The following is a 26945-nucleotide window of genomic DNA, read 5'->3' on the forward strand; positions in this document are numbered from 1 at the left end:
CACTAACAGCGATTACGCCGACTCGTAGACGAACACGCCGCCGCTCTCGCGCTTCTCGACGCGGTCGGTGACTTCGAGTACGTCCAGGTGGCCGACAGCCTCGCTCATCCCAGCGAAGTACTCCGTGGCGGGCAGGTCGCCGAACAACGCCGTCATCACGTCACTGGGTGTTGTCACCCCGCCGGAGACGATGTCGGCGACCTCCGCGGTGCGCTGGTCGTGTTCCGCGAGGATGTCGTCGATGCGTTCCTGCGGTGATTCGACGGGTTCGCGGTGGCCGGTGAGAAAGCGGTCGTGGCCCTGCTCGCGGAGCCACCGGAGCGAGTCGTTGAACGCCGGCAGCACCCGCGGGCGCGTCCCGCTCTCGTCGGGCACCTGCAGGAACGGGTTGGGCGTGATGTCGCCCAGCACGTTGTCGCCGACAATCGCCTCACGGCGACCCTGAAAGTCGTACGAGAAGATGATTTCGCCGGCGGAGTGGCCCTGTACGGTGTCGACCGTGAGTTCTGTGTCGTCGACGGTAGCGATATCACCAGCCGCGAGCGGGCGGTCGGTATCGACGCTCTGGGCGTAGGGTAGAAACGCTTCCGGTAGCTGTGTGACCGTCTCGGCAGTCTCGCGTGAGACGCCACACCGCTCGAAGAAATCCGCGAAATAGGACTGTTCGGTGTGTAGCTGCGCCGCGAAATCGCGCATGATATCGGCCGCCGGCTCGCTGGCGAAGACACGCGCCCCCCGCTCGGCGAACCGGTTTGCCATGCCGAAATGGTCCGGGTGCGGATGTGTGACCAGTACCTGCTCGATGTCATCCGGCGACAGCTCGCGTGCTTCAAGCGCCTCGACCAGACGCGACCACGCTTCCTCGCTGTCGGGTCCCGGATCGACGATGGTTCGTCGCGCGATATATGCATTGACTGGCCCGACCTGAAACGGCGTGGGAATCGAAACCCGTGTGAACATGTCTCTCCGTTGCAGGTGCCGGCGCAAAACAGTTCGTACCCGCGAGACACGTTTACCATCGTGGCCGCTCGCAGTCCCTCGATCAGCCGTGATTGGGGACTGTGTTCCGGGCACAAGAGATATATTCGTCCTTCGCGTAAGGTCATATATGAACAAGCACTTCGAAGACGCACGATACTACCTGAAGCGCGCCGGCAAGACCGCCACCAAGGGCGTCAAGGAAGAACTCGAACCGGTCGAGGAACGGTTCCGAGAGCTTACTGGGAAGGAAGCCGAGCCCGAACCCAGCCGACTGGAGGCCGTCAAGGCTGACCTGAAAGAACTGCAGGGGAAAGCCGAAGGCGAAGCCGAGGAAGCGATCGCTGACGCCCGCAAAAAGATCGGCGAGTACCGCGGGAAGGAAGAGCCGGAAGCGTAGTCGGAAAGCAATTCTTAAGGGATACGCTCGAATAGAGTCGAGTGTATCGGGTTGGTGATCTAGTTCGGTTATGATACCTCCTTCACACGGAGGAAGTCGGCGGTTCGAATCCGCCCCAACCCATTCTTGTGACGAACAGGCGTGAGGAGCAGAATGGTCCGGCGGATTCGGACCCTGCGAGACGAACGCAGTGAGTCTCGTTTCGGTGAGAATCCGCCCCAACCCATACGCTCGCTTCACACCTTTGAAGGACAGAATACCACTGTATGAGGCTGTGCTACGGCAGTTTCCATCGAGGCCAGTAGTACACGGAGAGAGGGGTTTGCCCGTCTGCAGGGCTTTGTTCCACCCGCGAGAGCAGATTCGATACCGGTGACGGCAGTGTCACCGAACCAAGACCAAAGAGTGATTGCAGTTCACTCCCGACAGTTTTTACCGCTCGGTAAACAAGGAGGAGTATGACTGAGAGCGAGTCGCAGGCGTCGACTGACAGGCCCATCTCCGGAGAGTCGGTCCGCCATGGGACGGGTGTGAATTCGAACCGTGCGTTTCCGACGGACGGCTATCCGCACAATCTGGACCCGTTCGTCCTGTTCGAGCAGTTCTATATCGACCCCGACAAGGGGTTCCCGATGCACCCCCACCGGGGGTTCGAGATCGTCTCGTACATGATCGAAGGCGGCATGGAACACGAGGACTCGCTCGGCGTCGCAAACACCGCGTACGAGAGCGATGCGATGCGAATCACGACCGGAAGCGGGATTCGCCACTCCGAGTTCCCCGCGGATGGGCAGGCCTGTACCGGACTCCAGCTTTGGGTGAATCTGCCGCAGGCGGAGAAGGACGCTGAGCCGGACTACGTCGACGCGACGGCCGACGCGCTTCCGACGGAGAAACGGGACGGCGCGACGGTCACGACAGTTGTCGGCGAGGGCTCGCCGATCAGCCTCTATACGCCGATGGAGTATCTGGACGTGTTAGTGACCGACGCGTGGACGTGGTCGGTTCCGGAGGAGTGGTCCGGGTTCCTCTACGGTGTCGCCGGTCGCGGGACGGTCGAGGGGCATTCGTTCACTGACGGTGATGTTCTCCCGGTCACTGACGCGCGGTCAGTGACACTCCGGAGCAATGAGTCGCTCCGTGTCGTCGCCGTCTCGGGCCGTCCGCACGGCGAACCGATCCGACAGCGCGGGCCGTACGTTCTATGAGTGGCCGGCGTTATCCGGTTGAGAGACATATGTGACCTTCCGGCCGAATTTTACCAGATGGTAAAACTCTTTTATTGGTGGCCCCTGGCTTGAGACATGGCAGATGTAGCAGTTGTCGGCGGCGGCCCCGCCGGACTGAGTGCGGCACAGTACGCGGCGAAAAACGACCTCGAAACGGTCGCCTTCGACACGGACAAGTCGTGGGTGCACAAGGCCCACCTGTTCAACTACCCCGGCGTGCGATCCATCAGCGGCGACGAGTTCCTCACCATCGCTCGCGGGCAGACCCGTGACCGTGGCGCAACGCTGCACGAGACAGAAGTCACCGACATTGAGCAGACTGACGACGGGTTCGTCCTGACGACGGACGACGACGAGTACACCGCGGAGTACGTCGTCCTCGCGACTGGTGGCGACCGCAGCCTCGCCGAGGACCTTGGCTGTGCGTTCACCGATGAGGACGTCGTCGACGTGACCGTCGACATGGAAACGTCGGTCGAGAACGTGTACGCGACCGGCGCGATGGGTCGGGCGGAGAAGTGGCAGGCGGTCATCGCAGCCGGCGACGGCGCGGCCGCCGTCCTCGACATTCTCTCGAAGGAAAAGGGCGAGTACTACCACGACTTCGACATGCCGTCGGACGTGCCGGAGCTCTAACGATGCAGCCAGAATCTACTATCACAATGAATCCCGCTACTATCCCGAATTGTACTGTTGGAAACACTCGTCTGACCTCGGTGGTGAGTTTGTGATGGCACCCGGACTCGACGTCGTGTTGCTCGTCGTCGGCCGCGTCCTCTTCGGCGGCGTGCTCGCCTTCACCGGCCTGAGCCACTTCACGCAGACCGAACAGATGGCCGGCTACGCCGAGTACAAGGGCCTCCCGGCGCCCAAATTCTCCGTCCTCGCGTCCGGCGGGCTCCTCATCCTCGGCGGACTCGGTGTGACCGTGGGCGTCTTCCCGGTCGTCGCGGCGGTCGCCCTCGCCGCGTTCCTCATCGTTTCGGCGGTTGCGATGCACGACTTCTGGGCCGTACCGGATGAGGACCGGCAGGACGAACTGAACAGCTTCCTGAAGAACGTGACGCTCGCTGGCGGCGCGCTCGTCGTCGCGGCGTCCGCAACCGGGACGTGGGCGCTCAGCGTCGGTATCAGCCCCGTCTGACGCTGTCTTTTCCAGTCCCGTCTACTGCGGCGGGTACAGCGAGTCGAGAATGAACTCGTTGACGGCGCGCTTGGCTTCGTCGGGTGCGTCCTCGTGGCCAAGGGCGATCCGTCGGCCCCGGGCCGCGTGAATCACGTCCGTGACGAGCTGGCCCATCAGTTCGGCGTCGACGTCGCGAAACGTGCCCTGCTCAACTCCGTCTTCGATGACAGTCGAGATGCTTTCTCGAAGGCGGTCGTAGTGCTCGTTGAACAGCGCTCGGTGCTCCGCGTCGTTTTGCGCGTAGGCGTACAGTTCGTGGTACACCTTCATCCGGTCCCAGTGCGAGAAGTCGTCGAACTCCGGGCCGAACAGGCATCGGTCGATGCGTACATCGAGCTCTGTGCGGGGATCGGTTTCGTCGTCGACCTCGACGCTACCCTCGTACTGGTCGATGATGTACTCCAGAAACGAAGATATCAGGTCGTACTTGCCGTCGAAATGATAGTGGATCACCTGCCGGGACATGTCCATCTCCTCGCCGATGTCCCGGACCCGCAAGTCCTTGTAGCCGTGCTTGCTCAGCGCCCGAAAGGTGGCCTCCATGATGACCTCGCGGGTGTCCTGTGGCGTGCTCTGCCCGTCCGATTCGCTCATGGTCTGTTTTATCGTGGTAGGCACATATCGGTTTCTCCCTCCGTCGGGACTGGCGATCCGGCGTCGAGCGGGACGTGCCTCGCCTCGAGGCTGTACCCGCTCCCCTCGCTCACGCGCGTTCGACGAACCGAGCGTCGGCGGAGGTGTGATCTCGGTTGAACGACAGCACCTTCGCCCGGATCACGTCGCCGGCCGACACAGACGACGGCACGTCCTCGGTGAACAGGACGAATCCCTCGACTTTCCCGACAGCGACGCGGTCGCCGGAGTGATGGTCGCTAAATTCGGTGATGCCGAACTCGTAGGTCTCGCCGAGTTCGACCGGCGGGTCTCGCTCCTGTGCGGCCTCGTGAGCGCGTTTCGACGCACTGCCGGATGAACGGCGGGTAATCGCAAACGCCAGCGCGAGGCCCACGGCGAGGGCGGCTCCGCCGGCGGCGAGCCAGATCGGTTCCATGCCAAGGGTTGCAGGACGAACGGATTAATACCTTTCAGACTCCGGCGACAGAACTTACAGTCCGAGGCGGTCCCGGATACCGCCGCCGCTGGCGTCAGAATCCTCGCCCTCAGGGTCCCACTCCGTCGGTAGCTCGGCCGCGAGCGACGTGACCTCGTCGTCGCTGTAGCGGTGGTCCGCCGTCGCGTCGTCGAGCCAGTCCGCCCACTCCTCGGCCGTCATCCGGCCCTGCGAATCGACCTCCCACTGGTCGACGAGCGCCTCCCGGTCGCGGAACGGGATGTCCATGCCGCTGTCGCCCCAGTACAGCGGGGAAAGCGCGAACTCGTGGGTGTCGTCCTCCAGCCAGACGACCCGATAGGGGTAGTCGTTGTAACAGAACACGTCGTCCGGCGAGACGACGTCGCCGTTGGGGAGCTCCAGGGTTCGGGACATTACGTTGTTGTAAGAGCTACCCACGTTTCAGGATTATGCGTCGGTAGGAATACCGGAGCCACCGGAGCAGCGCCGCTACACGAGCGGGTCACACAGCGCCCACTCGTCGCGCTCGGGGTCGAGGTTCGAGGGTTCCGCGCCGCGGTCGGTCACGATGCCGGCGTGGTAGTAGATCGCCTTCAGTTGGAAGACGGTGGGTGAGTGATAGACGCTGCCGTCGGTGAGTTCCGAGCGGCGGAGTTCGCCGTCGCCGGTCAACACTCGCTGGCGAACGGTCTCGTCGCCACGGAGGAACAGTTCGACGGTGAACTCGGGGTGGAGGGCGTGGAGGTACTCGACGAACTCGACGAGCGACGGGGAGTCGAAGCCGTCCCGGTGGCAGGCGTAGAGCCCGTCGACGAGCAGCTCCGTGGCCGGGTAGTCGGAGACGACGCGGCGGACGAGCTGGCCCCACTGTGGCGCGACGTCGATGAATCGCTTGCGGGAGCGCTGCCAGTCCTCGAACCGTCGGAGGGCAGCCTCAACGTTGCCAACCGTCCGGAGCGCGAACCGGACGACTTCCCGACCCAGCGGTGTCAGCGTGAGCGATCCCTGGCCGGCGTCGATCAGGTTCAAGAACTCCGCACCGGCGAGAGCGCCGTCGACGGCCCCGACGACATGAGACGCAAGCAGGTCCCGTGCGTCGCCGTCATGGTAGACGGCCAGCGGGACAGCGATGTAGTTCTTCGGATGGTTGAGCCCGAAGTTCTGGTCGGCGACGCCCTGGGCACTGGCCTGGAACCGGATCGCCGAGGCGGCGTCCATCGATCCGTGGCCGACCACGCGGGGCCGTTCGAGGACCGAAACCGAGCCGTCGGGGTCGACGCCCAGCACGCCGACGTTCAGCTCGCGGGCCATCGTCCGCGCGGCGGTGGAGATGCCGCTTCGCGGGGCGGTCAGGAACGCGACGTTCGCCTCGTTGAGCCGGTCGTGGGCCTGGACGACCCCGCGCTCGGCGTCGACGCCACCGCCGCCCGTGTAGCCCTTCGCCTCGACAGCGATCAGCGGCGGCCGGTCGCCGAGCCGGTCGACGGACAGCAGGTCCGTCGAGAGCGTCTGCACGCCGACGAGGTCGGGATAGCCCGTTCCGACCTGGACGTGGTTGAACGGCGCGAGCGTCGCCTGCACGGACGCCTCGATGGGCGTCTCGTCCAGCCAGCGCCGCTGGGCGAACTGCGTGTCCGCGACGACGTAGGCGTCCTCGCGGTCCGCGAACAGCCGGTCTTTCGTCCGGGCGAGTACCTGTGGCTCGGAGAGTCCCGACGCCGCTGTGGCCATAGGCGGCGTTCACACAGGGCGGACATGAGTGTTCTGTCCCCGGAGAATCAGATCGGGGCCGCCGCTCTGGGCCACACCACCCGGCAGCAGTGTTATCTTCTGCCACGGTCGATAGGTAGATATGACAGCACCACTACCGAACAGCGTCCGGGACTGGTTCTGGAGCCGCCACTCGAATCCCAAGAGCGGCTGGTCGCGCGTTCCGACCGGCGCTGTCATTGTGTACGCAGTGTATCAGCGTCGCTGGCGACTCTTGGCCGCGGCGCTGCTATGGACAGCTATCAACCCAATCCTGTTCGCGCCGCCGGACACCGAGGATGCTTGGATGACCCGCGCCGTGCTGGCAGAGCGGTGGTGGCTCGGGGAGCAGGACAACGGAACGATGGGCCTCGATTATCCGAACGTGTGTAACACCGGCGGCGCGCTGGCGTCGGCTCTCGCGCTGTACGCCGCCTGGCGTCGACGACCGGTCAGCGCCGCGGTTGCCACGCTGGCGATGAGCGGGCTGAAGCTCTGGTGGCTCAGAGAGATCGTGCAGCGGTACGACAAACGCGGTTCGGAGCAATCGGCGCTCGCGTGAACGGCGAAGCGAGCCTCGAAAAGAGGAATGTCTCTGTTGGTCGTCAGTACTGGTGGAGCGGTTGCTGGCGGATTTTGGCCCGCAGCTCCCCGATCGAGGGGTCGCCGTCGCCGCCGAACTGCTGTGTCACGGAGTGGACCTCCTCGCGGGAGATCTTGACGTTGCCCTGCTCGATGACGTCGGCGGGTCGCTCGCGGAGTTCCCGGATCGTCCCGACGGCAAGCAGGAACGGAATCGCCCACGCGGAGAGCGTGTTGCCGCGGGTCTCCGGCATGGCTTCGAGCCACGCCTGCGCGTCGTCGAGGTAGCCCTCCGCTCGCTCGGTGACCTGTTCGATGACCGGGACCAGCGACTCGACGTTGTCGGCGTCGCTCACGTCGCTGTGGTCGAGCCCCTGCTCGTGGAGCAGTTCCAGCGGGAGGTAGACGTTGTTCTCCTCTTCCATGTCCGTCGCGGCGTCCTTGGCGACGTTGACGAGCTGGAGCAGGAGGGCAAAGGAGCGGGCGTTTTCTTCCATCTGGGCGACCTGCTCGTCGGTGGCCTCGTGGGAGACCAGCCCGGTCACCAGCGTGCCGACGGTGCCGGCGGCGTACCAGCAGTACTCTTCGAGTTCGTCCAGCGTCTTGATGCGAAGCCCGCCCGCGTCGGCGTAGCGGTCGACGAACATCGCCATCCCGTCGACGAGTTCCCGGACCGGTCCGCGGATGGCCTGCGTGGAGTGGTCATCGAGGGTGTGAAACACGTCGACGATGCGGCCCGCGTTCTCGACGACCTCCCAGTCGGCGTTCGTCGTCGTTGGAATCCACTCCTCGACGGCGTCGTGAAACGACGACACGGTCGTCCCGCTCGACGGTTCGAGCGAGCGGCTGTACGTCTGCAGGAGTTCGGTCTGCACCGCTGGAGGGAGGTGACCGGCGTCCTCGATCGTGTCAGCCACACGGCAGAGAAGATAGCCCAGACAGATGTCCCGGGCCATCGGTTCGTTGAGTTCCGAAATTGTGAGACTAAACGTCCGTGACACACGATGGACGGCATCGTAGCACCACTCGATGTCTTCCGAAGACGACCGGTCTGTGTGGTTCTGAGACATTCCCGACATCCGGGGTAGGGCATACGATGATAAAAATGGGACGGCTACGGCGTCAGTTCGATCCCCGTCACGGTTCGATGTTTCGACAGACTCACCAGTGTCCGAGTCTAACTGTAAGTATGAACGGCACAGCGACGGGGAGGCCGCGACCGTGAACAGCCAGGACGCAGTAGTGTTGGCGCTGACGGTCGTCGCTGCGATCATCCTCCCGGGCCTCGCAAACTGGGGGTTCAGCACGCTCGGCTACCCCTGGATCGGGAGCGCCGCCTGGGCGCTGGGGTACGGCCTCGGCGTCGTCTTCATCTGGCACGAGTGGGTCCGGCCGCTCGATATCACCGGTCCAGAGGGCGTCAGCCGAAGCGAGGACTCGGGCGAGTAACGCGCTGCTCGGCCGCACCTGACTACCGGCCATCAATTTTCTCAGCCAGCCACGTCGCAAGAACTGGAATGTTGAATATCTTTCATACAACACCTGTGGTACCCGCCTGACAACATTTATACCCGTGGTCGGCCCAACGTGAGTTATGACAAACGAGGCGCTCGGCGAGGGTCGTCCCGGGACGAAGGGACGCGCCGGGTGGACACGCGAGCAGGCGAGTCGGATCGAGCGGACCGACGACACCGTTGCCCCCATCGTCTACCCGCCCGCGACCGAACAGATCCCTGAGGTCCACATCTGGGATACCTGGTTCCTCCGCAACCGCGACGGCACGCTGGCGACGGTCGACGGCTACCGGGTCTGCTTCTCGCTGACGGCTCCGTCCGACTTGCTACCCGGCAAGCGCCACGACGTGGCGACTATCCGCTGTTTCTACTCCGACGACGGCCGGAACTGGCACAACGCCGGCCCGGTGTTCGAGGACGCGCTGGGCCAGCGCCAGTGGGCCGGGTCCGCCTTGTACGACGACGACGGCAGCGTCTATCTGTTCTATACGGCGGCCGGCGAGGAGGGAGCCGACGACCTGACCTACACGCAGCGGATCGTCGGCGCGGGCGGCGGCAGCATCGACACGACGGACGGGTTCGAGCTCTCGGGGCCGTGGACCCACCACGAACTGCTCCAGCCCGACGGCGACCGCTACGAGCGCGAAGACCAGTCCCGCGGGATGATATACACCTTCCGCGATCCGTGGTTCTTCGAGGACCCCGAGACGGGCGAGACCTGGCTCCTGTTCGAAGCGAACACGCCGGTTCCGGAGGGGAGCGACGTCTGCGATGGCGACGCCGCATTACAGGAGTTCAACGGGAGCGTTGGCGTCGCCCGCTCGCCGACGGGCGACCCGCTGGAGTGGGACCTCGAAGACCCGCTGCTGGACGCCGTCGGCGTCAATCAGGAGCTCGAACGGCCCCACGTCGTGTATCGAGAGGGCCTGTACTACCTGTTCATCTCCAGCCACCTCCACACGTTCGCGCCGGGGGTCGAGGGCTTCGACGCGCTGTATGGCTTCGTCGCGACGGACCTCCGCGGCGAGTACGTCCCGCTGAACGAGTCCGGACTCGTCGCCACGAATCCCGAGAATGCGCCGTTCCAGTCCTACTCGTGGATGGCGTTCCCCCACGGCGACGAGGTGCTGGTCCAGAGTTTCTTCAACTACTACGACTTCGACGGCGACACGCTGGACGAAATCGCCCATCTGTCCGAATCCGAGCAGATGCGTCGGTTCGGCGGCTCGCTCGGCCCGACGCTCCGGCTCGATGTCGAGGGGAGCCGAACGCGTATCATCGGAACTCTCGGGCACTGGCACATCCCGCTGGACGGCGAGACGCTGCCGCTGACGGACAGGGAACTGATCCGGCGCGGAAAGGGCAACGAGACCAGCGCCGGGAGCTACGGCACCCGAACCGAGACTGGCACCGAGTCAAAGTAACGAGCGCGGAATCCGTCTTTTCGCAGGAATCCAGTCGGGCTGGTTACCAGACTGAGTCCAGTTCCCAGATATCCAGCGACGCGATAGTGGCGCGCCCGCCGTCGGCCGACAGCGAGATACCGGTCGCGTCCTCGCGGGTCGGATACACGCGGCTGGTCAGGCAGTGCCGTTCGTTAGCGAACACCTCGACGACGCTCCCGTCGACGAAGACGCGCAGCGACAGCGGCGCGTCGTACGGCTGGACTCGCATCGACTGGGTATCGCCGGTCGCTTGCGGGTCGATGCTCGACGCCGACCGGTCGACGGCGATCTCGCTCTCGTAGGAGTATCTGATTGGCGTCCGTTCCTCGCCGTCCGGCGATTCGAGGACGGACAGCTCGACGGCTTCGGCGTCTTCCAGCCGGACGGTGGCGCGGAGTTCGAACGACCGGCTCTCGACCGGCAACTGCTCGGTGTCGCCGGGGTCGAGGCGCACCACGTCGTAGCCGGTGTTCTCGCCCCGTAGCTCGGTGAGCTCGGGGGCCGGCCGCTGGCACAGGCCGCCGTCGTCAGCCAGCGACAGCTCCCGGGGGAGCGACATCGCGCCGGACCAGCCGGCGTCCCACTGCCCGCTCACGTCGCGGGCTTCCGGGAGCCACCCCCAGGTCAGGATGCGGCCGTCGTCGGTCCACATCGACTGCGGGGCGTAGAAGTCGCCGTGGTCTAGCTTATCGCGGCGGTCGACGTCGAACTCACCGTCATCGTATGTCCCGAGGAAGTACACCACGTCCTCGTAATTCGAGATGTGGAGGAGCTGTCGGTCACCGAAGTCGAGCAGCTCCGGGCACTCCCAGACGGTCCCGGCGGTGTCGCGGTCGCCGGCGAGGATCGGTCCCTGATACTCCCAGTCCCGGAGGTCGGAAGACTCGTACAGCAGCGCCGCCCCGCCACCACCCTCGATGCCGGCCCCGATGAGCTGGTACCAGGTCCCGTCCTCGCGCCAGACGCAGTGGTCCCGGAACTCCCCCTCCCAGTCCTCGGTGCGGAGCACCTCCGGTTCCGTCGGCAGTTCCTCGATGATGGGGTTGTCCGGGTCCTTGTCCCAAGTCGTGAGGTCGTCGTCCGCGGCGGTCGCGATACAGGGAAGCTGGCGTTTGTCCCGGCCGCCCGTGTACAGCACGGTCGGGACGCCATCGTTGTCGACCGCACAGCCGGACCAGCAGCCGTCCCGGTCCGGGCCGTCGGGCGAGGGCGTGAGCGCCACCGGGCGGTCCTCCCAGTGGACGAGGTCGTCGCTGACGGCGTGGCCCCAGTGGATCGTGTTGTGGAACGGCCCGGCCGGGTTGTACTGGTAGAACAGGTGATAGCGACCGTTCCAGTGGATAAGGCCGTTCGGGTCGTTGAGCCAGTTCGCCGGCGGCGTTACGTGGTAAGACGGGCGACTCGGGTCATCGCCGAGCCGCTCGCGCAACTGCCCGAACGTGTCGACGTCCTTCGGACGGCCGGTCAGCGGGTGCCGGTCGGCCGTCGCCAGGAATCCTAGCGCGTTCTCGATGAGCGTCTCGCGGTTGCCCCGGCACACGTCGTGGGTCGGCTGGGCGAACGCTACGGACGACCCGATGCCCAGCACCTGCCCGGCCCCGGGCTCCCAGGAGAGAATCGACATCTGCTTGACCACATCGGTGTCGCCACGGACCGTACTCGCGAGCACGTCCCCGGACTGGGGCGCGATGGACTCGTATCTCGCGTAGGGGATCGTGACGCCGGCACCGCGCGTATGCACGCGGAGGGTGTCGTAGTCCGCGTGAATCGGGTGGTCCTCGTACAGGGCCTGCCAGAGGTGGCCGGTCGGCTCCGGAATCTCCTCCCAGCCGGTGGCGTCGGGCGCGACGGCGTCGAACCCAAGCGGCTCGACGGCCGAAAGCGCGCTCAGTGTCAGCAGGAGCGAACCGCCGTCACGAACATACGCGGCCAGGGCCGGCGCGTCGGCCAGCGCTCGCTCGTCGAACAGTTCGTCCCGATGCCACCAGAGGACATCGTACTCGGTCGGATCGACCGACGAGAGCGCGCATCGCTCGGCATCGTCGACTGTCTCCTGACAGCAGTCGTACGCCGCTGCCTGCTCGTCCGTGCAGGCGTCGGCGTAGAGACAGCCGATGCGTGGCGAATTTCCCATTGCTCGGTTATCCCCTCCTGAAATATAAAAACATTCGGCAATCGTTCCTGAACGAATTTGCACGCTCTTGTAGGTTACGTCGCTGAGTGGCCAGTGAAGCGTCAGGTGGGCGGCCCATAGCGTGGCCGCAACACGAGTCAGCGACGAGGCAGAGATATCGGCAACGCCGTCAGTAGCCAGAGCAGTGGCTGAGAGTGGGACTGTCGGTGGAAAAGTGGGCTGGACCGGTCAGTGAACGCGGGCGTTGCGGGCCTCGTCCTTCCAGTCGATGACGGTTTCGTGACAACTGGGACAGACGAACTCGGTGAGTTTTGTCGTCTGATCGTTGTATGACATCCGCGTGCCACAGTTGGTGCAATCCATTATAATTGTATATATTCCACTAATGGATATAAATTTTCTCCTGACCATAGTCGGCCCGGCCGGGAGACGGCCTGACACGGCTGAATTATGCTATATCATCACACGCCACTGATTAGAAGCCCTCATTCTGTGACGATAGCGCCACCGCTACACAGTTTCTGCAGAGCGCGGACGGTCACAGGCAATGGACGGCCAGCCGAGAACGGATGGCTGGTGGGGACTACGACCCGCTGTGTCCCGTCGAGTCGATTTTCGGATCGGTGCCGTCGATACCGTTCTCGATATCCGAGAGGTCGGTCGTGTCAGTCGGTGACGGCGAGCGTTCGTCGGCGGTCGTGATGTCCAGGTCCGGCGTTGTCCCAGTCTCGTCGAAGCGGTCGTCCACGTCGACGGGTTCGCCATCGAGTCTGGCCTCCGTCCGCGAGAGTCGCTGTTCCACGGCATCCAGTTCCGCTTTCAGGTGGTCGGTGGCGTCCGGATAACAGTCTCTGGCGTCCGCCAGCGCAGTTTCGAACGCCGCTTGCGCCGTCTCGTACTCCGCTAACGCGGCGTCGGGCTGGCTGGCGTCGGCGTACCAGTCCCCGGCCTCCATCGCGTCCGTCGCGACCGTCCGCCGCGCGGCGACGAGGTTCTCCGCGACGGCCCCCAGTCGGTCCCGGACCTTCTCGGGGTCGCCGGCGAACCGCCGCTCGTCCGCGCCCCAGTCGAGTTCGAGGACGTCCCGGTAGGCTTCGAGCGCCTCGGCCCAGTGATCGGCGGCGACAGCGGGGTCTTCCGCCGCGACGGCCTCGTTGTCGGCCGCGACCGCAGTGCGTAGCGGCGACTGTTCGAGGTCCTCGATGACTGTGTCGAGCCGGTCCCGCTCGGCGCGGATATCCGGAAGATCGGTGACGGCCTCTGTCGGGAGCGAAAAGAGCTCGTCGTACTCCGCTCGCGCCGCCTCGTAGGCGTCGTACGCCGCTTCGAACTCGTTCTCCCGCCAGTGCCGCTCACCGGTGTCGACCGCCCGCCGGGCGCGGCTCCGGCGGACTTCCGCGAGTGTCGCAACGTGGCGCTCCCGCACCGTCGTGACACGCCCTTCGAGCGCGTTCGCGTCTCCGGGCGGCCCGAACTCGGTGGCCGTCTCGCCGGCCGCGTCGAGGCGGTCCCCGGCTTCCAGTACCGTCTCCAGTGCCTGCTCGTGGTCCCCGCGGTCGCGCTGCTCGGTCGCCGTCACGAGGAGCCGCTTGACCTCGTCCAGGATATTCTCGACGCGGACCCACGCCTGTGACGCGTGCGAGAGGTACGCCGTCAGGTCCACCAGCCCCTGCTTGCCACAGTGGACCTGCCACTCCGTGTCGCCACACCGCCGAAACGTGATCCGGCCGTGTCCGAGCGACCGGTCACCCGAAATCTGGTCGATATCGACGTGTGGGATGGCGAACCGCGTGTCGCCGTCGTCGTCGCCCACCAGCAACAGGAACCGCTTGTCAGTCACGATCCCGATCATCCGGTAGTTACTTCCTGGTCGCACCGTCTCGCCGGACTCCGACGTGCCGATTTCGATGCCGTGCTTGCGACTGGTGAGGGCGAACTGTGCCGTCTCGTCGTCGTCGACGGCTCCCAGTGCTGGCCCATCGTGGAGATATCCGGCCGAGAGGAGTCCGCCCGAACCGGTGCCGGTGAGAACGTCGGGCGGATCTCCATCGAAATTATCTAAGTTGATAATTTTTCCCATTACCGGGTAGAATAGGCCTTAGGACTTGATATTCACGTATCTATTCTGATATCGTTGTAGTAAATTAATCTGGTTCGAGAGCATATCGTGCTGCTGTTCTTCGGTCACGGCAGCCCTGTCGACTACGCCGTGACCCCCTACCGTACGTCAGCCGGCAGACGGCTGTCTGACTTGGCTTTAGGTATCATGTCTCCGTACTCGGTCACATGCCACGTACCCGTCTCAGCGGGGGTTCGTCTCAGGAGCGACAGGGTGGTGGTCTCTCGACCGACGCGACCCGCCTCGGAATCGACACTGACGTATTCGAACTGCTCTCGACCGATCGTGGTCACGAAATGGCACAGTCCGAGCCCAGAATCGAACGGTGGCTGAACTGCTGGCGGAACCCCTAGTTGGTCTCGACGAGACGCGCCGCGATCCGCTGTGCGCCGATGGTCGGCGCGACGTCCGGTTCGTCGGCGGCGATGACCTCGATGTCACGGTTCAGCTCCGCACTGAGTCGTTCCTCGAACTCGTCGACGATGCCGGGGATACAGGCCATGCCGCCGGTGATGGCGATCGGCCGGTCCAGTGCTAGCTGGTACACTTTCATGTAATCGTTCGCCAGCTCCGGCAGGAACGTGTTCGCCAGTTCGTCGACGGCGTCGTCGAGGTACTCGTTGACCGCGTCCATCACCGAGCGCTCGATGGTGAACTCGTGTGAGCCGCCGCCGGGCTGCTGGATGATGTCCGTGAACGGCTCGAAATCGACGAAGTCGGCGTGTTCTTCCTTGTATTCGCGGGCGGTCTGGTTGTCGATGTTGACACGGCCCTGCGTTTCCTCCTCGACGTAGTTGGCGATCATCCGGTCGACTTCGTTCCCGGTCACCGCACCCGTCGTGAACGGAGAGAGCTGTTCACCGCGGCGGTACGCGGAGGCTTCGAGGTTCGTCGACCCCATGTTGACGGCGACGAAGATCTCGTCGATGGCTTCCAGGTCGTCGCCGAAGGCCGGAATGGAGCCACACAGGGACTCCGGATAGCTCTCGACGAGTTCCAGCCCGATAGAGGAGTTCTCGATGACGTTCTGGAGGTTCTCCAGCCCGGTCGGGTTGTCGATAGTCGGGATGGCGTACACGACGCCGCTGTTTGCCGGAATGTCGTGCTCCTCGATGATCGCCTCGAAGAACGTCTTGGTCATCTCGGCCCGGTCGGCGTCCTCGGGGAGCCCCGACCGAAGCATGTACTCGACGCGGTCCGGATACTCCCGGGCCGCTTCCTCGCCATAGAGGATCTTCTCCTCACCGGTCAGGGCGTCCTCGTACGTCGCCATGCACGTCAGTGTCTTGATGATCCGGTTCTCCGTGCCGTGTTCGCCCGGCAGGGCAATGACGGTCCGGGTGCTCCCGAGTTTGACCCCGACCGGAACAGCGGCAGCGCCGTCCGACGACACACCGGCGTCCGATTCGGACCCGGTGCCGTCGTCCGCATCCTCGTCACTCATATACGGTCGTCCTTGTCGACCGCCCGATATATATCCTCTCCCTAGTATTCAGGACTGATAGCTGTCCTCTCAGGTGGCTGATACTGAAACCCCTTCCGTAGCGGGGATTCGAAGCGAAAAACTGGTGTTGAAAACGAGAGTTACGTCATCGCAGTGAGCTTCGCGACGTAGACGAGACTCAGCATGTGGTCGTCGACGCTCAGTTCGTTGTCGTCGTTCGTCGCCGACTCGTCGATGCCGAGCAGATAGTCTGAGAGGTCGTCCTGTACGTCCTCGGTGATCCAGTCGATGGATCGGTAGTACTCGAGCGCTTCGTCGGCCCCCTGATACCCGGAGTGCATCAGCAGGAACTCCAGCCACTCGAAGACCACGAACTCCGCGGCGTAGGTCTCGGGCAATGTTTCGAGATAGGGCTTCTCGTTGGCGTCGCCGCCGAGGAACGGCAGCAGTTCACGGTACAGCCCGGAGCGGAACGAACTCCCCGCAAGCACCTCTTCGTCGGAGTCGTCAAGGCCCATGTCGAGGCCCGTCGGGTCCGGGACGTCTTCGTCGCTCATCCCGTTCCCCCGCTGACGAGCCATCTTCCGTAACTCGTCGAGGTCGTAGTCGCGCGGGTTGATGGTCATGATACTGACCCTTCAATCTACACAATCATAAATCTTGCACACCGTCAGACGGCCGTCATGCACACGCTCGCGGGCGTTTCCGTCTCGTCCGCGTTCCGTCCCCCAGTTGCGACGTTGATAATCGGGACCACATTTTTATAGTGACTCGGAGTCGACCTGTGGACACTTGGATGATGAACCGGCAATCAGAAACCGGTCCAGCCCGCTTCTGTGTGACCAACGCGAAAGGCGGGACCGGAAAGACGACAGTTGCTATCAACGTAGCCGGTGCACTGAACGACCGCGGCCGGGACGTCCTCTTTATCGACCTCGATCCCCAGGGCAACGCCACGGAAGGCGTGGGTCTCGTCGAGGCGTACGACGCCGACCCCCCGACGCTGTTCGACGCACTGACCGGCGACCCATCGGCGCTGGGTGAGCTTATCTGCGAAGGCGAGGAGATGGACGTGATCCCCTCCAGCATCGATATGCTCCAGGCCGAGCACGAACTGACCATCGCCGACCTCATCGCCCGGGTCAACACCCAGGGCGGGGATATCGATCAGGCCGCGCTGGCCTCGTTCGCGATCAACATCACGCCGGAGATGGTCACGGGGTCACATGCGCTCGACACGCTCGACCGGGCGCTGTCGACGCTCGATGCCGACTACGACTACGTTATCATCGACTGCCCGCCGTTCTACGGGAAGCTGACCGACACCGGCATGTACGCCGCACAGAACGTCCTCATCCCCGCACTGACAGAAGCCACCTCCGAGCGGGCCATCGAACTGCTGATGGATCAGATGGCCGCGATGGAGCGCCAGACCGACGCGTCGATCAACACGCTCGGCGTCGTCGCCAACCGCGTCGAGACCACGTCCGAGGACGAGACGATGCTCGAATGGTTCAACATGGCGTTCCCGGACAGCCCGGTCTGGGAGGTCCGCAAACGGGTAGCGCTTCAGCGCGCGTTCAGCGCCGGCCAATCGATTTTCGCGACCGAGGAATCGTGTGACATGGCGGCCGTCTTCGAGGACATCGCCGCTGAACTCGACGAGCAGTTCGGCTTTACCGACACAGAGGTACCAGCATGAGTGACGACGAACGCATGGACAGGGCGGAGCGCATCCGGCAGATGCGCGAGGGGAACAAGGCAGAAACCACCGACGACACCGAGGAGACAGACGACGCCTCCGCGGACGGCTCCGGTGAGCAGCCCACCGACGAGGGCGAAACCGAGGAGACAGCAACTGAGGCAGTCGCCACGGACTCAGCGGCCGCCAGCGATGACGCGGCTGACGAAGCGGGTGCTGCCGATGAACAGGCCACCGACGACGGCGGCAGCGACACTGGCGCCGACGGCGCAGCGACTGATCAGAGCGACACTGACGCGATGGCCGCCGCACAGCGAGCGGCTGAGGCCTCCGCCCAGGTGTCCACTGAGAACGACGACACCGGTGTTGCCGACCAGCCGACGGACGACCTTTCGGCGTCGGCCAGCCCGATGCAGGGGCCGACCGGCGTCGAGTTGCCGGACCAGGAACTCATCGAGGAGGCGATGGCGTCGGACAACACCGCCACGACCGAAGGCGGCGCTCGCGCCGCGGCTATCGACGACGACGCGACCCAGACGGAAGAGATGGTCCGGGTACTCGAGTTCGCGCTCGGCGACGAGTACTACTGTCTCGACATCGACTACGTCGAGGAGATCGTCAAACGCGAGACGGTCACCCGCGTGCCCAACACCGAGGACTACGTCGAGGGCGTCGTCGACCTCCGCGGGCAGATTACGACGATTCTCAACCCCAAGGCGATGATGGACATCGACAGCGACGGGACTGAGAACCTCATCGTCGTCTTCGACGCAGGTGTGTTCGAGGAACAGGGCGCGATGGGCTGGATCGTCGACGAGGTCCGGCAGGTCGTCCCTGTCGCCGAATCCGAAGTGAACACCGCCCCGGTCGACGGCGAGTACATCAACGGCGTCGTCGACCGCGACGGCGAGGACGAGTTCGTCATCTGGATCGAGCCCGACGACGTACTCGGGAACGCAACTGCGGACAGCGAGGACTGACGCGCCGCTGTACTGTTTTCAGCTTGACTGCATCCCCTCGTAACGGACAGAACTGCCGTGCTGCATAGAGCGGTTCCACGCAGCACAGGCTCCGTTCCTTTCGTGTCGGAGACGTTGAACCAACCGCTCGTTGACCGACAAGAACGGTGTGAGAGTTGGTTCGAAGTCGATGTCTGGTCCTACGTGAGACCGAGTACCACCGGGAGTTGCGGGGCTGAATCGGTCTCTGCATATTGACCCGGCGGGGTTCGCGAGATACGCCGTCAGGACTCGCGCCACTTGTGGCCGCAGTCGACGCAGGTGAACAGCCGAACCTCGTAGGAACCGCCCGGTTTCGGCAGCATCTCGTAGTAGGCCCGGTCGCTGTCGCAGTCGTCCGCCGGACAGGGCTCCTGCATCGTCTCGGAGGTGCTCTGGGTCGCGTCGGCCACGGCGGGTGCCCCGTCATCCCGCTGTGCATCCTGGGTCGCCATCGCCGCTTCTGCTTGCGAGTCCCGGGGCGCCTCGTTTTCACAGGAGCGACACACCCAGGTGTCGCCCTCCGTGTGCATTACCGAACCACACTCATCACAGAATTGCATATAACGTCGGGATACACGGGTGTCGGATATATGTGTTAACTTCCGCTCCGCCGTGGGTTTCAGGTACCCGCTCGTGCTGACGCCCGTGAAAATCTCTCGTCTTTGAGAGGGTCACCCAGGCCGCTTTCCTGCCTCTTACTCACTGTCCGGCTTCTCGTCGTGGAGGTCCAGTTCCTCGCTGACGAGGTCGACCGCGTTCTGGACGGCTCCGACCGTTCCGAGATAACCCGCGCCGACAGTCGTCTTGAGCGCCAGCGCGGCCCGCCCGGTGAGGATAGAGGGGCCGACCTTCGCCACGGCGTCGTCGCCGACCGAGACGAGCCACCCAGGGACGTTGAACTGGTACTGGGTCAGTCGGGGCTGGAAATCGCCGGGGCCACCCTGCTGCTGGTCGACGAGCGTCCCGATGTTGTCCGCGGCCACGCGGGCCTCGCGGATGGCCGCCGCCGCGCTCGCCGGCACGGCCTCGCCGTCGCTGTCGACGACCCGGGCGGCGTCGCCGACGGCGAACGTCGACTCGCCGAGTCGGAGGTCCGCCCGGACGACGGGGCGGTCGGCATCGAGCGCTGGCGACCCCTCGATACCGCCGGTCCAGACGAACTGGTCCATCGCTAGGTCCGTGCCGTCCTCGAGCGCAATCGCGTCGGCATCGGCTCCGGCCACGCCCGTTCCGGTCCTGACTGTCACGCCGGCGTCGACCAGCGCGTCGTGGACGGCCGACTGGAACGACGCCGGGAACGACGGCGCGACGGCGTCTTCCTGTTCGAGCAGCAGCACCTCGATATCGCTGTCCGAGGCCATTTCGGCCAGTTCGCCGGCCACCTGCACGCCAGACAGGCCAGCGCCGCCGACGACCACGCGGTCGCCGTCGCCGAGGTCGAGGAACTGCTCGCGGATCTCGCGGGCGTCGTCGAGGCGCTTCAGCGGCGCCGCGTGCTCTCGCACGCCCGGAAGGTCGTAGAAGGCCGTTTGCGCACCGAGACACACCGCACCCACGTCGTAGGACAGCGTCTCGGAGCCATCCAGCGTCGCCGTCCCTTCGTCGGGCGAAACGTCCGTGACCGTCGCCTGTCGGACCTCGCAGTCGAGGACGGCGTCGAGGTCGACAGTGATCTCGTCGGCCAGCGACGGCCGGCGGACGACCCGGTGGAGTTCGTGCTGGACGAGGTGTTCGGGCTCCTCGTCGACGACGACCAGCGAGACGCTATCGGGAAGAGTCTGTTCGAGCTTTCTGGCGAGCGTGAGCCCGGCGTATCCGGCTCCGAGAACGGCGACGCGCATTGTGTTCTCCGGTTAGGACGGCGTCGGGTTAACCCTGTGCTCGGGAGCGACGATTCGATCAGTGCCGGTTCAGAACAGCGCCTTGTCCTCGTCGAGAATCTGTGCGGGGCCGCCAACATCCCAGACGCGGGTGTCGACGCCGCAGTCGGCGACCGTCTCTTCGACGCGGCCGACGTACTCCTCAGTCGTATTGATGTAGACGCTCGCGCCGGTGTCGACGGAGAAGTACACCGGCACGTCCTCGGTGTTCCGGAGCTCCCGGACGGCGTTGAAAATCTCGATGGTGCGGGGCTGCCAGTACACCCAGCCGGCGGGACCGGTCATCGTCGCGGCGGCCAGCGACAGGGAGTCCTTCTCGGCGAGGTCGAAGACGGCGTCGAAATCGCCGTCGTACAGCGCGTCGCGCATGTCCGAGATCTGGCCGTGGATGTGGGCCATCCGCGACTCGAACATGTGGCTCTCGGCAGCCTCCTTGTGGGCTTCCTCGGTTTCCTTGTAGGATGGGACCATCCCGGCGACGATCCGCAGGTCGTCTTCGAGGTCCGTCTCGATGCGCTCGCTCCGACAGTCCTTGTCGTTCATGCCGGTCCGCAGGTGGGAGAACGCGCCCGTCACCGCGCGAGCGGCCGAGGAGGAGCCGCGCCGGGCGACCGTCGATATCTCGGGTCGCGTCATGTCGAGCCCTGCTGCCTCAACGAGGGCCATCGCCGCGGCGGCAAAGCCCGAGGAGGAGGAGCCAAAGCCGATGTTCGTCGGGAAGTTGTTCGCCGACTCGAAGCGGACGCCGTGGTCGATGCCCGCCAGGTCGCGGACGTGGTCCACGACGGCGTCGATGCGCTCGGCACCGCGGCCAGTGACCTCCTCGCCGTCGATGACGTACACGTCTTCCTCGCGGTCCGGGTCGAAGGCGGCCGTCGTCTTCGAGTGGCTCGGTGCGGTACAGACGGAGATGCTGTCGTGGTACGGCAGTCGCAGTTCCTCGTCGCGCATCCCGTGGTACTTGACCAGCCCCTGAATCGGATGTGCCTTCGCGGTCGCTTTCATACCTCACCCTTCCGGGCCGGTCACTTTGCTATTGCGAACCGCCGGCGCTAGCATGGAGTCAAGTCACGACGGCTACCTACCCGACAAAAAACGTCCTACAGCGTCAGTAGTCGGGATTCTCCTCGCGGATGCCCTCGCGCTTGTTGACGAGGCGAGCGAGCGTGAACAGGGCGTCAGAGAGGCGGTTCAGGTAGATGATCGCCGTCTCGTTGACGCCAGCCTCCTCGGCAGCAAAGGAGACGCAGCGGCGCTCGGCGCGCCGACAGACCGCACGGGCGTGGTGGAGCTTCGCCCCAGGTTCGGAACCGGAGGGAAGGATGAACGATTCGAGCGGGTCCAGTTCCGCATCGGCTTCGTCGATGAGGTCCTCCAGCGTTTCGACGTGGGACTCCTGTATCCGCGGGTCGCCCTCGTCGGGGTCGGGGTTGGCGAAGTCGGCCTGGACGATGTGGAGGTGGTTCTGGATGACACGGAGCTTCTCGTCGATGTCGTCGTGGCCGGTCGGCCGCACGACCCCGACCAGCGCGTTCACCTCGTCGACGGTCCCGTAGGCCTCGATACGGCGGCTGTCCTTCGATACCCGCTCCATGTTCCGGAGATCCGTCTGGCCCTGGTCGCCGCGGCCGGTATAGATAGTCATAGCTGAATCTGGCACTGCCAGCGTCTTATAGCCGTGGGCGAATCGTTGGGGCGCGCGGGCAGCCCGTGGCGACTGGAGACCGCCAACACCGCGTTCAGAGCCGGCGGCGCACTTCCGAGAGCGCAGCCGGCGAGATATCCAGCTCGGCGAACAGCGCCTCGCGTTCGTCACCCTCGCCGTGGCCAGCGACGAAGCCGTTGAGCCGGGCGGCGACCGTCGAATCGACGAACGCGTCGCCGTAGCGGTCTTCGAGCTCGTCGGCGACCACCGGCGTCGAGCGGAGCTCGTACTTCTGGTGATACCCCTCTGCCAGGTAGAACCGGTCGAGGGCTTCGATTGCCGTCTCGACTGACTTCCCCGTCCGCGATTCGAGTTCCTCGCGCGTCCGCTTGGCGGTTTCACGCTGCTGATCGTTACGAGCCAGCACCACGCCGCGGTACTGGCGTTTCAGAGGGGCAGAGAACGGCGCGTGATTCGCCCAGAACACGTCAAGCAGGTCCTCATAGCGCACTACCTCGGGGTCGTACTCGACCTGGACGACCTCGGTGTGGTCGCCCAGCGAGTAGTAACTGGGGTCCGGGTCGGTGCCGCCGGCGTAGCCGACTCGTGTCCTAACCACGCCCGGTGTCGCGCCGAAGCGGGCGTCCGGCCCCCAGAAACAGCCCATGCCGAACGTCGCCGTCTCGGTCGCCGACGGCGGCAGCGATTCAGCGTCGACGGCCAGTTCGGTCGGATGGGTCGGCTCGTACGCGCTCGGAATCATACTGGGATACAGGGGTTCGAGCGGTTTGCCTGCTTCGACGCCCCGAGTGGAACCGGGAAATTCAACTGTACCCCCGCGGAAACAACTGGATATGGGCCTCGAACTCGAACACTACTGTCCTGAATGCGAAGAGTACCGCGACTTCTGGAAGGTCGCGAGCACGACGATGCACCTGGGGACCAAGATCAAGTGGCACTGCCCGGAGTGTGACTACGGGTTCGTCCGCATCGACGGCGAAGTCGACACCGGCCAGGCGGCATAGCTCTCCGGAGCGGTATAGAGACCTCTTAGCAGCCGTTTTACATCGTCCCTGAGAGATATCCATTACCGATGAGTCTCGACCCGGACGGTGCGGGAAACGCGACCACCGAGCGAACGCAGGCCCCGCACGACCTGTCGATGACCGTGGTTGAGTACACCGGCGAACCGGACCGCTGTACCGTGTCACCACGGGGGCTCTCCGGCATTGCCAAACTGTCGACGTGGATTACCGTGGATAAGGCGGTCGTCGTCGACCTGAATACAATGCGGTGACCGAGAGTTTTTATCGGGGAACCACGGACCTAGAACCGATGAGTATCGAGGTCCTACTGGTAGACGAGGATGTAGACGTTCTGGACATCGTCGGGACGTTTCTGGGACAGGAAGACGGGTTCGAGATCACGACGGAAGCCGACCCAGAGGCGGCACTGGACCTGGCAACTGACGGCGATTTCGACGCCGTCGTCAGTGACTACAAGATGCCCCGACTCGACGGGATGGAGCTGTGTGCTGCGCTCCGAGAGAACGACGTTGACATCCCGTTCCTGCTGTTTACGGCCCGCGAGTACGACGACGTCGCAGATGCTGCCGCGGAGCACGGCGTCACTGCCGTGGTCCAGAAGGGGACGGGCACGGAGCAGTACAGCGTGCTCGCCGACCGGATCCGCGACGCCATCTAGGTATCCAACCGAGGCAGTTCTAGCGTGACGACTGTCCCGCCGTCCCGGCCGCTAGCGAAGTCGACGGTGCCGCCGTAGGTTTCGGTCACCCAGACGACCAGCCACAGGCCGAGTCCCGTCCCGTGACGGAGTTGTGTAATCGGTTCGTCGCCGGTCACGACGTCGAGTTCGTGCTGTGGAATCCCCGGGCCGTCGTCGGCGACAGTGATTGAGATGGTTCGCTGGTCGGCCGTCACGTCGACGCTAATCGACGGGTCGTCGCCGGCGTGTTCGAGGCTGTTTTCGAGGAGTTCACCGAGGATTCGATGTAGCCGCCCATCACCCGCCGTAACCGACACATCCGGGAGGTCTGTTTTGATTTCACCGGCGTACTCGTCGTGATACGAGGATACGGTATCCGTAACGGTTGCGGGCACGTCGACCGGGTCCACGCCGTACTGGTCGCGGCGAACGGAACGCTCCATGTCGCGCGCCCGCTCACTCAGCGACGCCATCTCCTCCGCCTTTCGCTGAAGCCTGTGGAGAATGGCCCGCTGGTCCTCGTCGTCGATACGCTCGTCCAGCGCGTCAGCCATCCCGAGGACGACAGTCAGGTCGTTCCGGAGGTTGTGCCGAAGGACGCGGTTGAGCAGTTTCAGCCGGCGTTCGCGCTCGCGCTGCTCAGTGATGTCGGTGTAGATACCGAACCCGCGGACGCTGTCACCGTCCCGGCTGTACGGCACGCCCCGGAAGAGGAAGTCACGGAACCCCGTCTCGGTCATCAGTCGGAGTTCGGTCTGGAAGGGGTCGCCGTTCGTCTGCTTGTCGTCGAACTGGGGCAGTTCGTCGTGTGCAGTGTCCGGTGGTCGGAGGAGGTCGGACAGAGGACTGTCCACAGCCGTATCCTGACCGTACCCGAACACGTCAGAGAACGCGGGGTTGACCGACCTGACGACCGACTCGTCCGCGACCGTCTCCGTTTCGATGACGGCGTCTGGGAGCGTGTTGAACAGGTACGAGAACCGGTCACGCTCGTCTTTCAGCTCTGCCCGCGCCTGCTTGAGTTCGGTCAGGTCCCGGACGACGCCGACAGTGCCGCGGAACTGGTCCGCGTCGAGCAGCGATACCTCGATTTCGGCCGGACGCGTCCCTCCGCTGGCCGTTTCCAGCGCCGCTTCGAGCTGGACCGCCCCGGTTCCGCCCGCGCGGCAGAGGTCGCCGATACGACAGGCGAACTCGTCGATAGTGTCCTGGTCGAGAACAACGCGCGGGTGCTGGCCCAGAAGCGTCGCCCGCTCGTAGCCGAGCCACTCCGCGAGCGGTTCGGTGACCAGCTGGAACCGACCCTCGTCGTCGAGGACGTACATCATGTCACGGACGTTTTCGAACACTGACTCGTACCGTAACAGGCTTCGCTCACGCTCGACGCGGTCGAACGCGGCGGCCGCATTGGACGCGAGAATCTTGCCGACGGAGACGTCCGACTCGGTGAACTCGTGGCCCTGTCGCGCACCGATGCTCACGACTCCGTGGTCTCCCATCGGGAGGTACATCACCGCTGTCAGCACGTCGGAGTCGTAGTTGTCGATCCGCTCGAACTCGTCAACGATCAGCGGCTCGTCGCGCTGGAACGCGTCGCCGGGGAACCCTTCGTCGGCGTCGTACACCGGTCGTTCCGGGACCTTGTCGCTGGCTGCGACCGGTCGGAGCGTGTCCGCCTCCTCGTCGTACAGCCTGACGAGCGAGTGGTCGAACCCGAGATCCGACTCGGTCGCCTCGATGACTGTTTCGGCGACCTCCTGGGGTGTCTTGGCCTGCATGAGCGACCGAGTCGTATCAAGCAGTCCGGACAGCGCCTCGTCGCGCCGTTTCTGTTCCGTGATATCCCGGATGACGCCCGCGGTCCCAGCGAATCGCTCGTCGTCGTCGTACAGCAGCGTCATGTGGTCCTGGGCGGGGAACGAGTTCCCCGACGCCTGCTGAATCTCCAGTTCGAACGATTCCTCGTCGTCGCGGTCCCCGAATATCATCTCCTGAACGATTGATTCGGCGCGCTCGACGACGGCATCGTTCTTGATGAACCCGGTGTAGGCGCCGAGCAGCTCCGACTCGGAGTAGCCAGTGAGGTCGGTCATTGCTTGGTTGACGAACTCGAAATACCCCTCTGAGTCGAGTGCATAGACGCCGTCATCGACCGCTTCGATGATGTTCTCGTATCGTTCGAGTTCGTCCTCGCGGCGGCGGCGTTCGAGTTCGCGGTTCATCCATTCGGTCAGCAGTTCGAGAAATGCCTGCTCCGAGTCCGAGAACGGCTCCGGACGCGGGTCGCTGTCGGCGAAACACAGCGTCCCGTAGGTCGTCCTGTTGACGCTGAGTTCGCTCCCGATATAGCAGGATATCCCGGATTTCTGTGCGATTGGCGGACCGCCCGCCACGTCAGTAGCGTCGGCGACCTCGTACATCTCGCCGGTCTCGATGACCCGATCACAGTAGGTCTCTTCGACCGGGGTCGTGGTCCCGGGCTCGAAGCGGGGGTGATCGCCGACCATTACCGCGACCTCGTGTGTCCCGTCCGCGATTCGGTTCAGAAAGCCAAGTGACACGCCGAGCCGCTGGCATCCGATTTCGAGGACTCGTTCGACCGTTTCGGTCTCCGTGAGCCCGTCTTCCGTTGCGAGCTGTGCTAGCTTCCGAAGCGCCGCGTTGTTCGTCTGTAGCTCGTGCTTGCGCTCGATGGGATCGGCTGGACTGTCGGCGTTCGTGTCGGTCCCTGTCAGGATGTCGCCGACCCGTGTCGCCAGGTCCACGTCGCTCCGCGGGACGTACTCAGTGACGGCCAACTGCGTCGCACGGGCGGCGACCTCGCCGTCCGGTTCGGCCGTACAGAGAACGACCGGGAGGGCGTCGTATTGCTCGCGTATCGCCGCCAGCACGTCCAGACCCGTTTCGTCCCCCGGGAGCTCTTGCTCGCAGATGACGGCGGCGTAGTCGCGGTCGGCCAGCTCCGACAGCGCGTCTGCCGCGCTGGTGACTAGTGTGGCTGGGGCCGGTGTGTCTGGTGTGGCTGTGTCCGCGTCATCGTCGGTAGGACCTACGTACAACAGGTGCGGCGTATCGGACATAGCGTTGCGTTGTAACTGCTATACAACGAGGTGGCATATACGCTCGGGCGGGAGTATCAA

The 26945-nt window shown here is 64.5% G+C and carries 30 protein-coding genes and 1 tRNA gene; 14 read left to right on the forward strand and 17 right to left on the reverse strand.

What is annotated here, in order from left to right; genetic code table 11:
- Window positions 1-12 precede the first annotated feature (12 nt).
- On the reverse strand, window positions 13-960 hold the full coding sequence (locus tag VI340_RS09355) for an MBL fold metallo-hydrolase (protein WP_336358250.1): 948 nt from the start codon (window positions 958-960) through the stop codon (window positions 13-15).
- A gap of 148 nt (window positions 961-1108) precedes the next feature.
- Here VI340_RS09355 and VI340_RS09360 point away from each other — a divergent pair, with 148 nt between their 5' ends.
- The 5 genes from VI340_RS09360 (at window position 1109) to VI340_RS09380 (ending at window position 3751) form a co-directional block, all read left to right on the forward strand.
- A complete protein-coding gene (locus VI340_RS09360; RefSeq protein WP_008313024.1) occupies window positions 1109-1378 on the forward strand; it encodes a DUF7553 family protein in 270 nt (89 codons plus the stop codon).
- A gap of 48 nt (window positions 1379-1426) precedes the next feature.
- A tRNA-Val gene (locus VI340_RS09365) sits at window positions 1427-1501 on the forward strand.
- Window positions 1502-1836: 335 nt separating this feature from the next.
- Window positions 1837-2586 (forward strand): pirin family protein, encoded by a 750-nt coding sequence (locus tag VI340_RS09370; protein WP_336358251.1) that lies wholly within the window; start codon window positions 1837-1839, stop codon window positions 2584-2586.
- A gap of 96 nt (window positions 2587-2682) precedes the next feature.
- Entirely contained in the window at window positions 2683-3243 is a 561-nt protein-coding gene (locus VI340_RS09375; protein WP_336358252.1) for an NAD(P)/FAD-dependent oxidoreductase, read from the forward strand.
- Window positions 3244-3337: 94 nt separating this feature from the next.
- A complete protein-coding gene (locus VI340_RS09380) occupies window positions 3338-3751 on the forward strand; it encodes a DoxX family membrane protein (RefSeq protein WP_008311637.1) in 414 nt (137 codons plus the stop codon).
- Between the two features lie 21 nt (window positions 3752-3772).
- On the opposite strand, the gene VI340_RS09385 is transcribed toward VI340_RS09380, so the two are convergent.
- The 4 genes from VI340_RS09385 to VI340_RS09400 form a co-directional block, all read right to left on the reverse strand.
- Window positions 3773-4387 (reverse strand): TetR/AcrR family transcriptional regulator, encoded by a 615-nt coding sequence (locus tag VI340_RS09385; RefSeq protein ID WP_008311636.1) that lies wholly within the window; start codon window positions 4385-4387, stop codon window positions 3773-3775.
- A 109-nt stretch (window positions 4388-4496) separates the two neighbouring features.
- The gene (locus tag VI340_RS09390) at window positions 4497-4844 is read right to left on the reverse strand and encodes a TRAM domain-containing protein (protein ID WP_336329206.1); all 348 of its coding nucleotides are present in this window, start codon (window positions 4842-4844) and stop codon (window positions 4497-4499) included.
- 54 nt (window positions 4845-4898) lie between these two features.
- Window positions 4899-5279, reverse strand: a complete 381-nt coding sequence (locus VI340_RS09395; RefSeq protein WP_336329205.1) for a hypothetical protein — start codon at window positions 5277-5279, stop codon at window positions 4899-4901.
- A gap of 75 nt (window positions 5280-5354) precedes the next feature.
- Window positions 5355-6596, reverse strand: coding sequence for a hypothetical protein (locus tag VI340_RS09400; protein ID WP_336358253.1), 1242 nt, complete (start codon window positions 6594-6596; stop codon window positions 5355-5357).
- Between the two features lie 121 nt (window positions 6597-6717).
- On the opposite strand from VI340_RS09400, the gene VI340_RS09405 reads away from it, so the two are divergent.
- Window positions 6718-7176, forward strand: a complete 459-nt coding sequence (locus VI340_RS09405; protein ID WP_008311629.1) for a DUF6653 family protein — start codon at window positions 6718-6720, stop codon at window positions 7174-7176.
- Window positions 7177-7219: 43 nt separating this feature from the next.
- Here VI340_RS09405 and VI340_RS09410 read toward each other — a convergent pair whose 3' ends face one another.
- Window positions 7220-8266 (reverse strand): phytoene/squalene synthase family protein, encoded by a 1047-nt coding sequence (locus VI340_RS09410; protein WP_336358254.1) that lies wholly within the window; start codon window positions 8264-8266, stop codon window positions 7220-7222.
- 151 nt (window positions 8267-8417) lie between these two features.
- Here VI340_RS09410 and VI340_RS09415 point away from each other — a divergent pair, with 151 nt between their 5' ends.
- Both VI340_RS09415 and VI340_RS09420 read left to right on the forward strand, forming a co-directional pair.
- A complete protein-coding gene (locus VI340_RS09415) occupies window positions 8418-8645 on the forward strand; it encodes a hypothetical protein (protein WP_049943041.1) in 228 nt (75 codons plus the stop codon).
- Between the two features lie 145 nt (window positions 8646-8790).
- Window positions 8791-10134, forward strand: a complete 1344-nt coding sequence (locus VI340_RS09420; protein WP_008311625.1) for a glycoside hydrolase family 68 protein — start codon at window positions 8791-8793, stop codon at window positions 10132-10134.
- Window positions 10135-10177: 43 nt separating this feature from the next.
- On the opposite strand, the gene VI340_RS09425 is transcribed toward VI340_RS09420, so the two are convergent.
- The 3 genes from VI340_RS09425 to VI340_RS09435 all read right to left on the reverse strand — a co-directional run bounded on the left by VI340_RS09425 (window position 10178) and on the right by VI340_RS09435 (window position 14369).
- Window positions 10178-12289: a GH32 C-terminal domain-containing protein gene (locus tag VI340_RS09425; protein ID WP_336358255.1), complete on the reverse strand. Its 2112-nt coding sequence runs from the start codon at window positions 12287-12289 to the stop codon at window positions 10178-10180.
- A 228-nt stretch (window positions 12290-12517) separates the two neighbouring features.
- A complete protein-coding gene (locus VI340_RS09430) occupies window positions 12518-12652 on the reverse strand; it encodes a hypothetical protein (protein ID WP_275039412.1) in 135 nt (44 codons plus the stop codon).
- 220 nt (window positions 12653-12872) lie between these two features.
- On the reverse strand, window positions 12873-14369 hold the full coding sequence (locus tag VI340_RS09435) for a hypothetical protein (protein ID WP_336329201.1): 1497 nt from the start codon (window positions 14367-14369) through the stop codon (window positions 12873-12875).
- Window positions 14370-14575: 206 nt separating this feature from the next.
- Between VI340_RS09435 and VI340_RS09440 the strand changes: the two genes are divergently transcribed.
- Window positions 14576-14761 carry a hypothetical protein gene (locus tag VI340_RS09440; protein WP_008311620.1) on the forward strand — a complete coding sequence of 62 codons (186 nt, stop codon included), beginning with the start codon at window positions 14576-14578 and terminating at the stop codon, window positions 14759-14761.
- Here VI340_RS09440 and VI340_RS09445 read toward each other — a convergent pair.
- Together VI340_RS09445 and VI340_RS09450 are read right to left on the reverse strand one after the other, a co-directional pair.
- Window positions 14758-15852, reverse strand: coding sequence for a rod shape-determining protein (locus tag VI340_RS09445; RefSeq protein WP_008311619.1), 1095 nt, complete (start codon window positions 15850-15852; stop codon window positions 14758-14760). The genes VI340_RS09440 and VI340_RS09445 overlap by 4 nt on opposite strands.
- Window positions 15853-15992: 140 nt before the next feature.
- Complete coding sequence (locus VI340_RS09450; protein ID WP_008311618.1) at window positions 15993-16478, reverse strand: FlaD/FlaE family flagellar protein; 486 nt, start codon at window positions 16476-16478, stop codon at window positions 15993-15995.
- Window positions 16479-16648: 170 nt separating this feature from the next.
- On the opposite strand from VI340_RS09450, the gene VI340_RS09455 reads away from it, so the two are divergent.
- Both VI340_RS09455 and VI340_RS09460 read left to right on the forward strand, forming a co-directional pair.
- Complete coding sequence (locus VI340_RS09455; RefSeq protein ID WP_080505498.1) at window positions 16649-17554, forward strand: ParA family protein; 906 nt, start codon at window positions 16649-16651, stop codon at window positions 17552-17554.
- Window positions 17551-18534, forward strand: coding sequence for a chemotaxis protein CheW (locus VI340_RS09460; protein WP_336358256.1), 984 nt, complete (start codon window positions 17551-17553; stop codon window positions 18532-18534). The genes VI340_RS09455 and VI340_RS09460 overlap by 4 nt, the downstream gene beginning before the upstream one ends.
- Before the next feature lie 263 nt (window positions 18535-18797).
- Here the strand turns inward: VI340_RS09460 and VI340_RS09465 are convergent, their stop codons facing one another.
- The 5 genes from VI340_RS09465 to msrA all read right to left on the reverse strand — a co-directional run bounded on the left by VI340_RS09465 (window position 18798) and on the right by msrA (window position 22843).
- Window positions 18798-19115, reverse strand: a complete 318-nt coding sequence (locus tag VI340_RS09465) for an RPA12/RPB9/RPC11 RNA polymerase family protein (RefSeq protein ID WP_049943004.1) — start codon at window positions 19113-19115, stop codon at window positions 18798-18800.
- A 135-nt stretch (window positions 19116-19250) separates the two neighbouring features.
- Window positions 19251-20396: an NAD(P)/FAD-dependent oxidoreductase gene (locus tag VI340_RS09470; RefSeq protein ID WP_336329199.1), complete on the reverse strand. Its 1146-nt coding sequence runs from the start codon at window positions 20394-20396 to the stop codon at window positions 19251-19253.
- A 69-nt stretch (window positions 20397-20465) separates the two neighbouring features.
- Entirely contained in the window at window positions 20466-21440 is a 975-nt protein-coding gene (mvaD, locus tag VI340_RS09475) for a phosphomevalonate decarboxylase MvaD (RefSeq protein ID WP_008311607.1), read from the reverse strand.
- A 103-nt stretch (window positions 21441-21543) separates the two neighbouring features.
- Complete coding sequence (locus tag VI340_RS09480) at window positions 21544-22080, reverse strand: cob(I)yrinic acid a,c-diamide adenosyltransferase (RefSeq protein ID WP_336358257.1); 537 nt, start codon at window positions 22078-22080, stop codon at window positions 21544-21546.
- Window positions 22081-22174: 94 nt separating this feature from the next.
- Entirely contained in the window at window positions 22175-22843 is a 669-nt protein-coding gene (gene msrA, locus VI340_RS09485; protein ID WP_336329197.1) for a peptide-methionine (S)-S-oxide reductase MsrA, read from the reverse strand.
- A gap of 91 nt (window positions 22844-22934) precedes the next feature.
- Between msrA and VI340_RS09490 the strand changes: the two genes are divergently transcribed.
- From VI340_RS09490 to VI340_RS09500, 3 genes are all read left to right on the forward strand, one after another.
- Window positions 22935-23105 carry a DUF7838 family putative zinc beta-ribbon protein gene (locus VI340_RS09490; RefSeq protein ID WP_004591646.1) on the forward strand — a complete coding sequence of 57 codons (171 nt, stop codon included), beginning with the start codon at window positions 22935-22937 and terminating at the stop codon, window positions 23103-23105.
- Between the two features lie 68 nt (window positions 23106-23173).
- Window positions 23174-23377 carry a DUF7511 domain-containing protein gene (locus VI340_RS09495; RefSeq protein WP_336358258.1) on the forward strand — a complete coding sequence of 68 codons (204 nt, stop codon included), beginning with the start codon at window positions 23174-23176 and terminating at the stop codon, window positions 23375-23377.
- 38 nt (window positions 23378-23415) lie between these two features.
- The gene (locus tag VI340_RS09500) at window positions 23416-23784 is read left to right on the forward strand and encodes a response regulator (RefSeq protein ID WP_008311595.1); all 369 of its coding nucleotides are present in this window, start codon (window positions 23416-23418) and stop codon (window positions 23782-23784) included.
- On the opposite strand, the gene VI340_RS09505 is transcribed toward VI340_RS09500, so the two are convergent.
- On the reverse strand, window positions 23781-26885 hold the full coding sequence (locus VI340_RS09505) for a PAS domain S-box protein (RefSeq protein WP_336358259.1): 3105 nt from the start codon (window positions 26883-26885) through the stop codon (window positions 23781-23783). The genes VI340_RS09500 and VI340_RS09505 overlap by 4 nt on opposite strands.
- Between the last annotated feature and the right edge of the window lie 60 nt (window positions 26886-26945).

Origin of the sequence: Haloarcula sp. CGMCC 1.6347 (assembly GCF_037078395.1) — an archaeon.
Classification (GTDB): domain Archaea; phylum Halobacteriota; class Halobacteria; order Halobacteriales; family Haloarculaceae; genus Haloarcula; species Haloarcula amylolytica.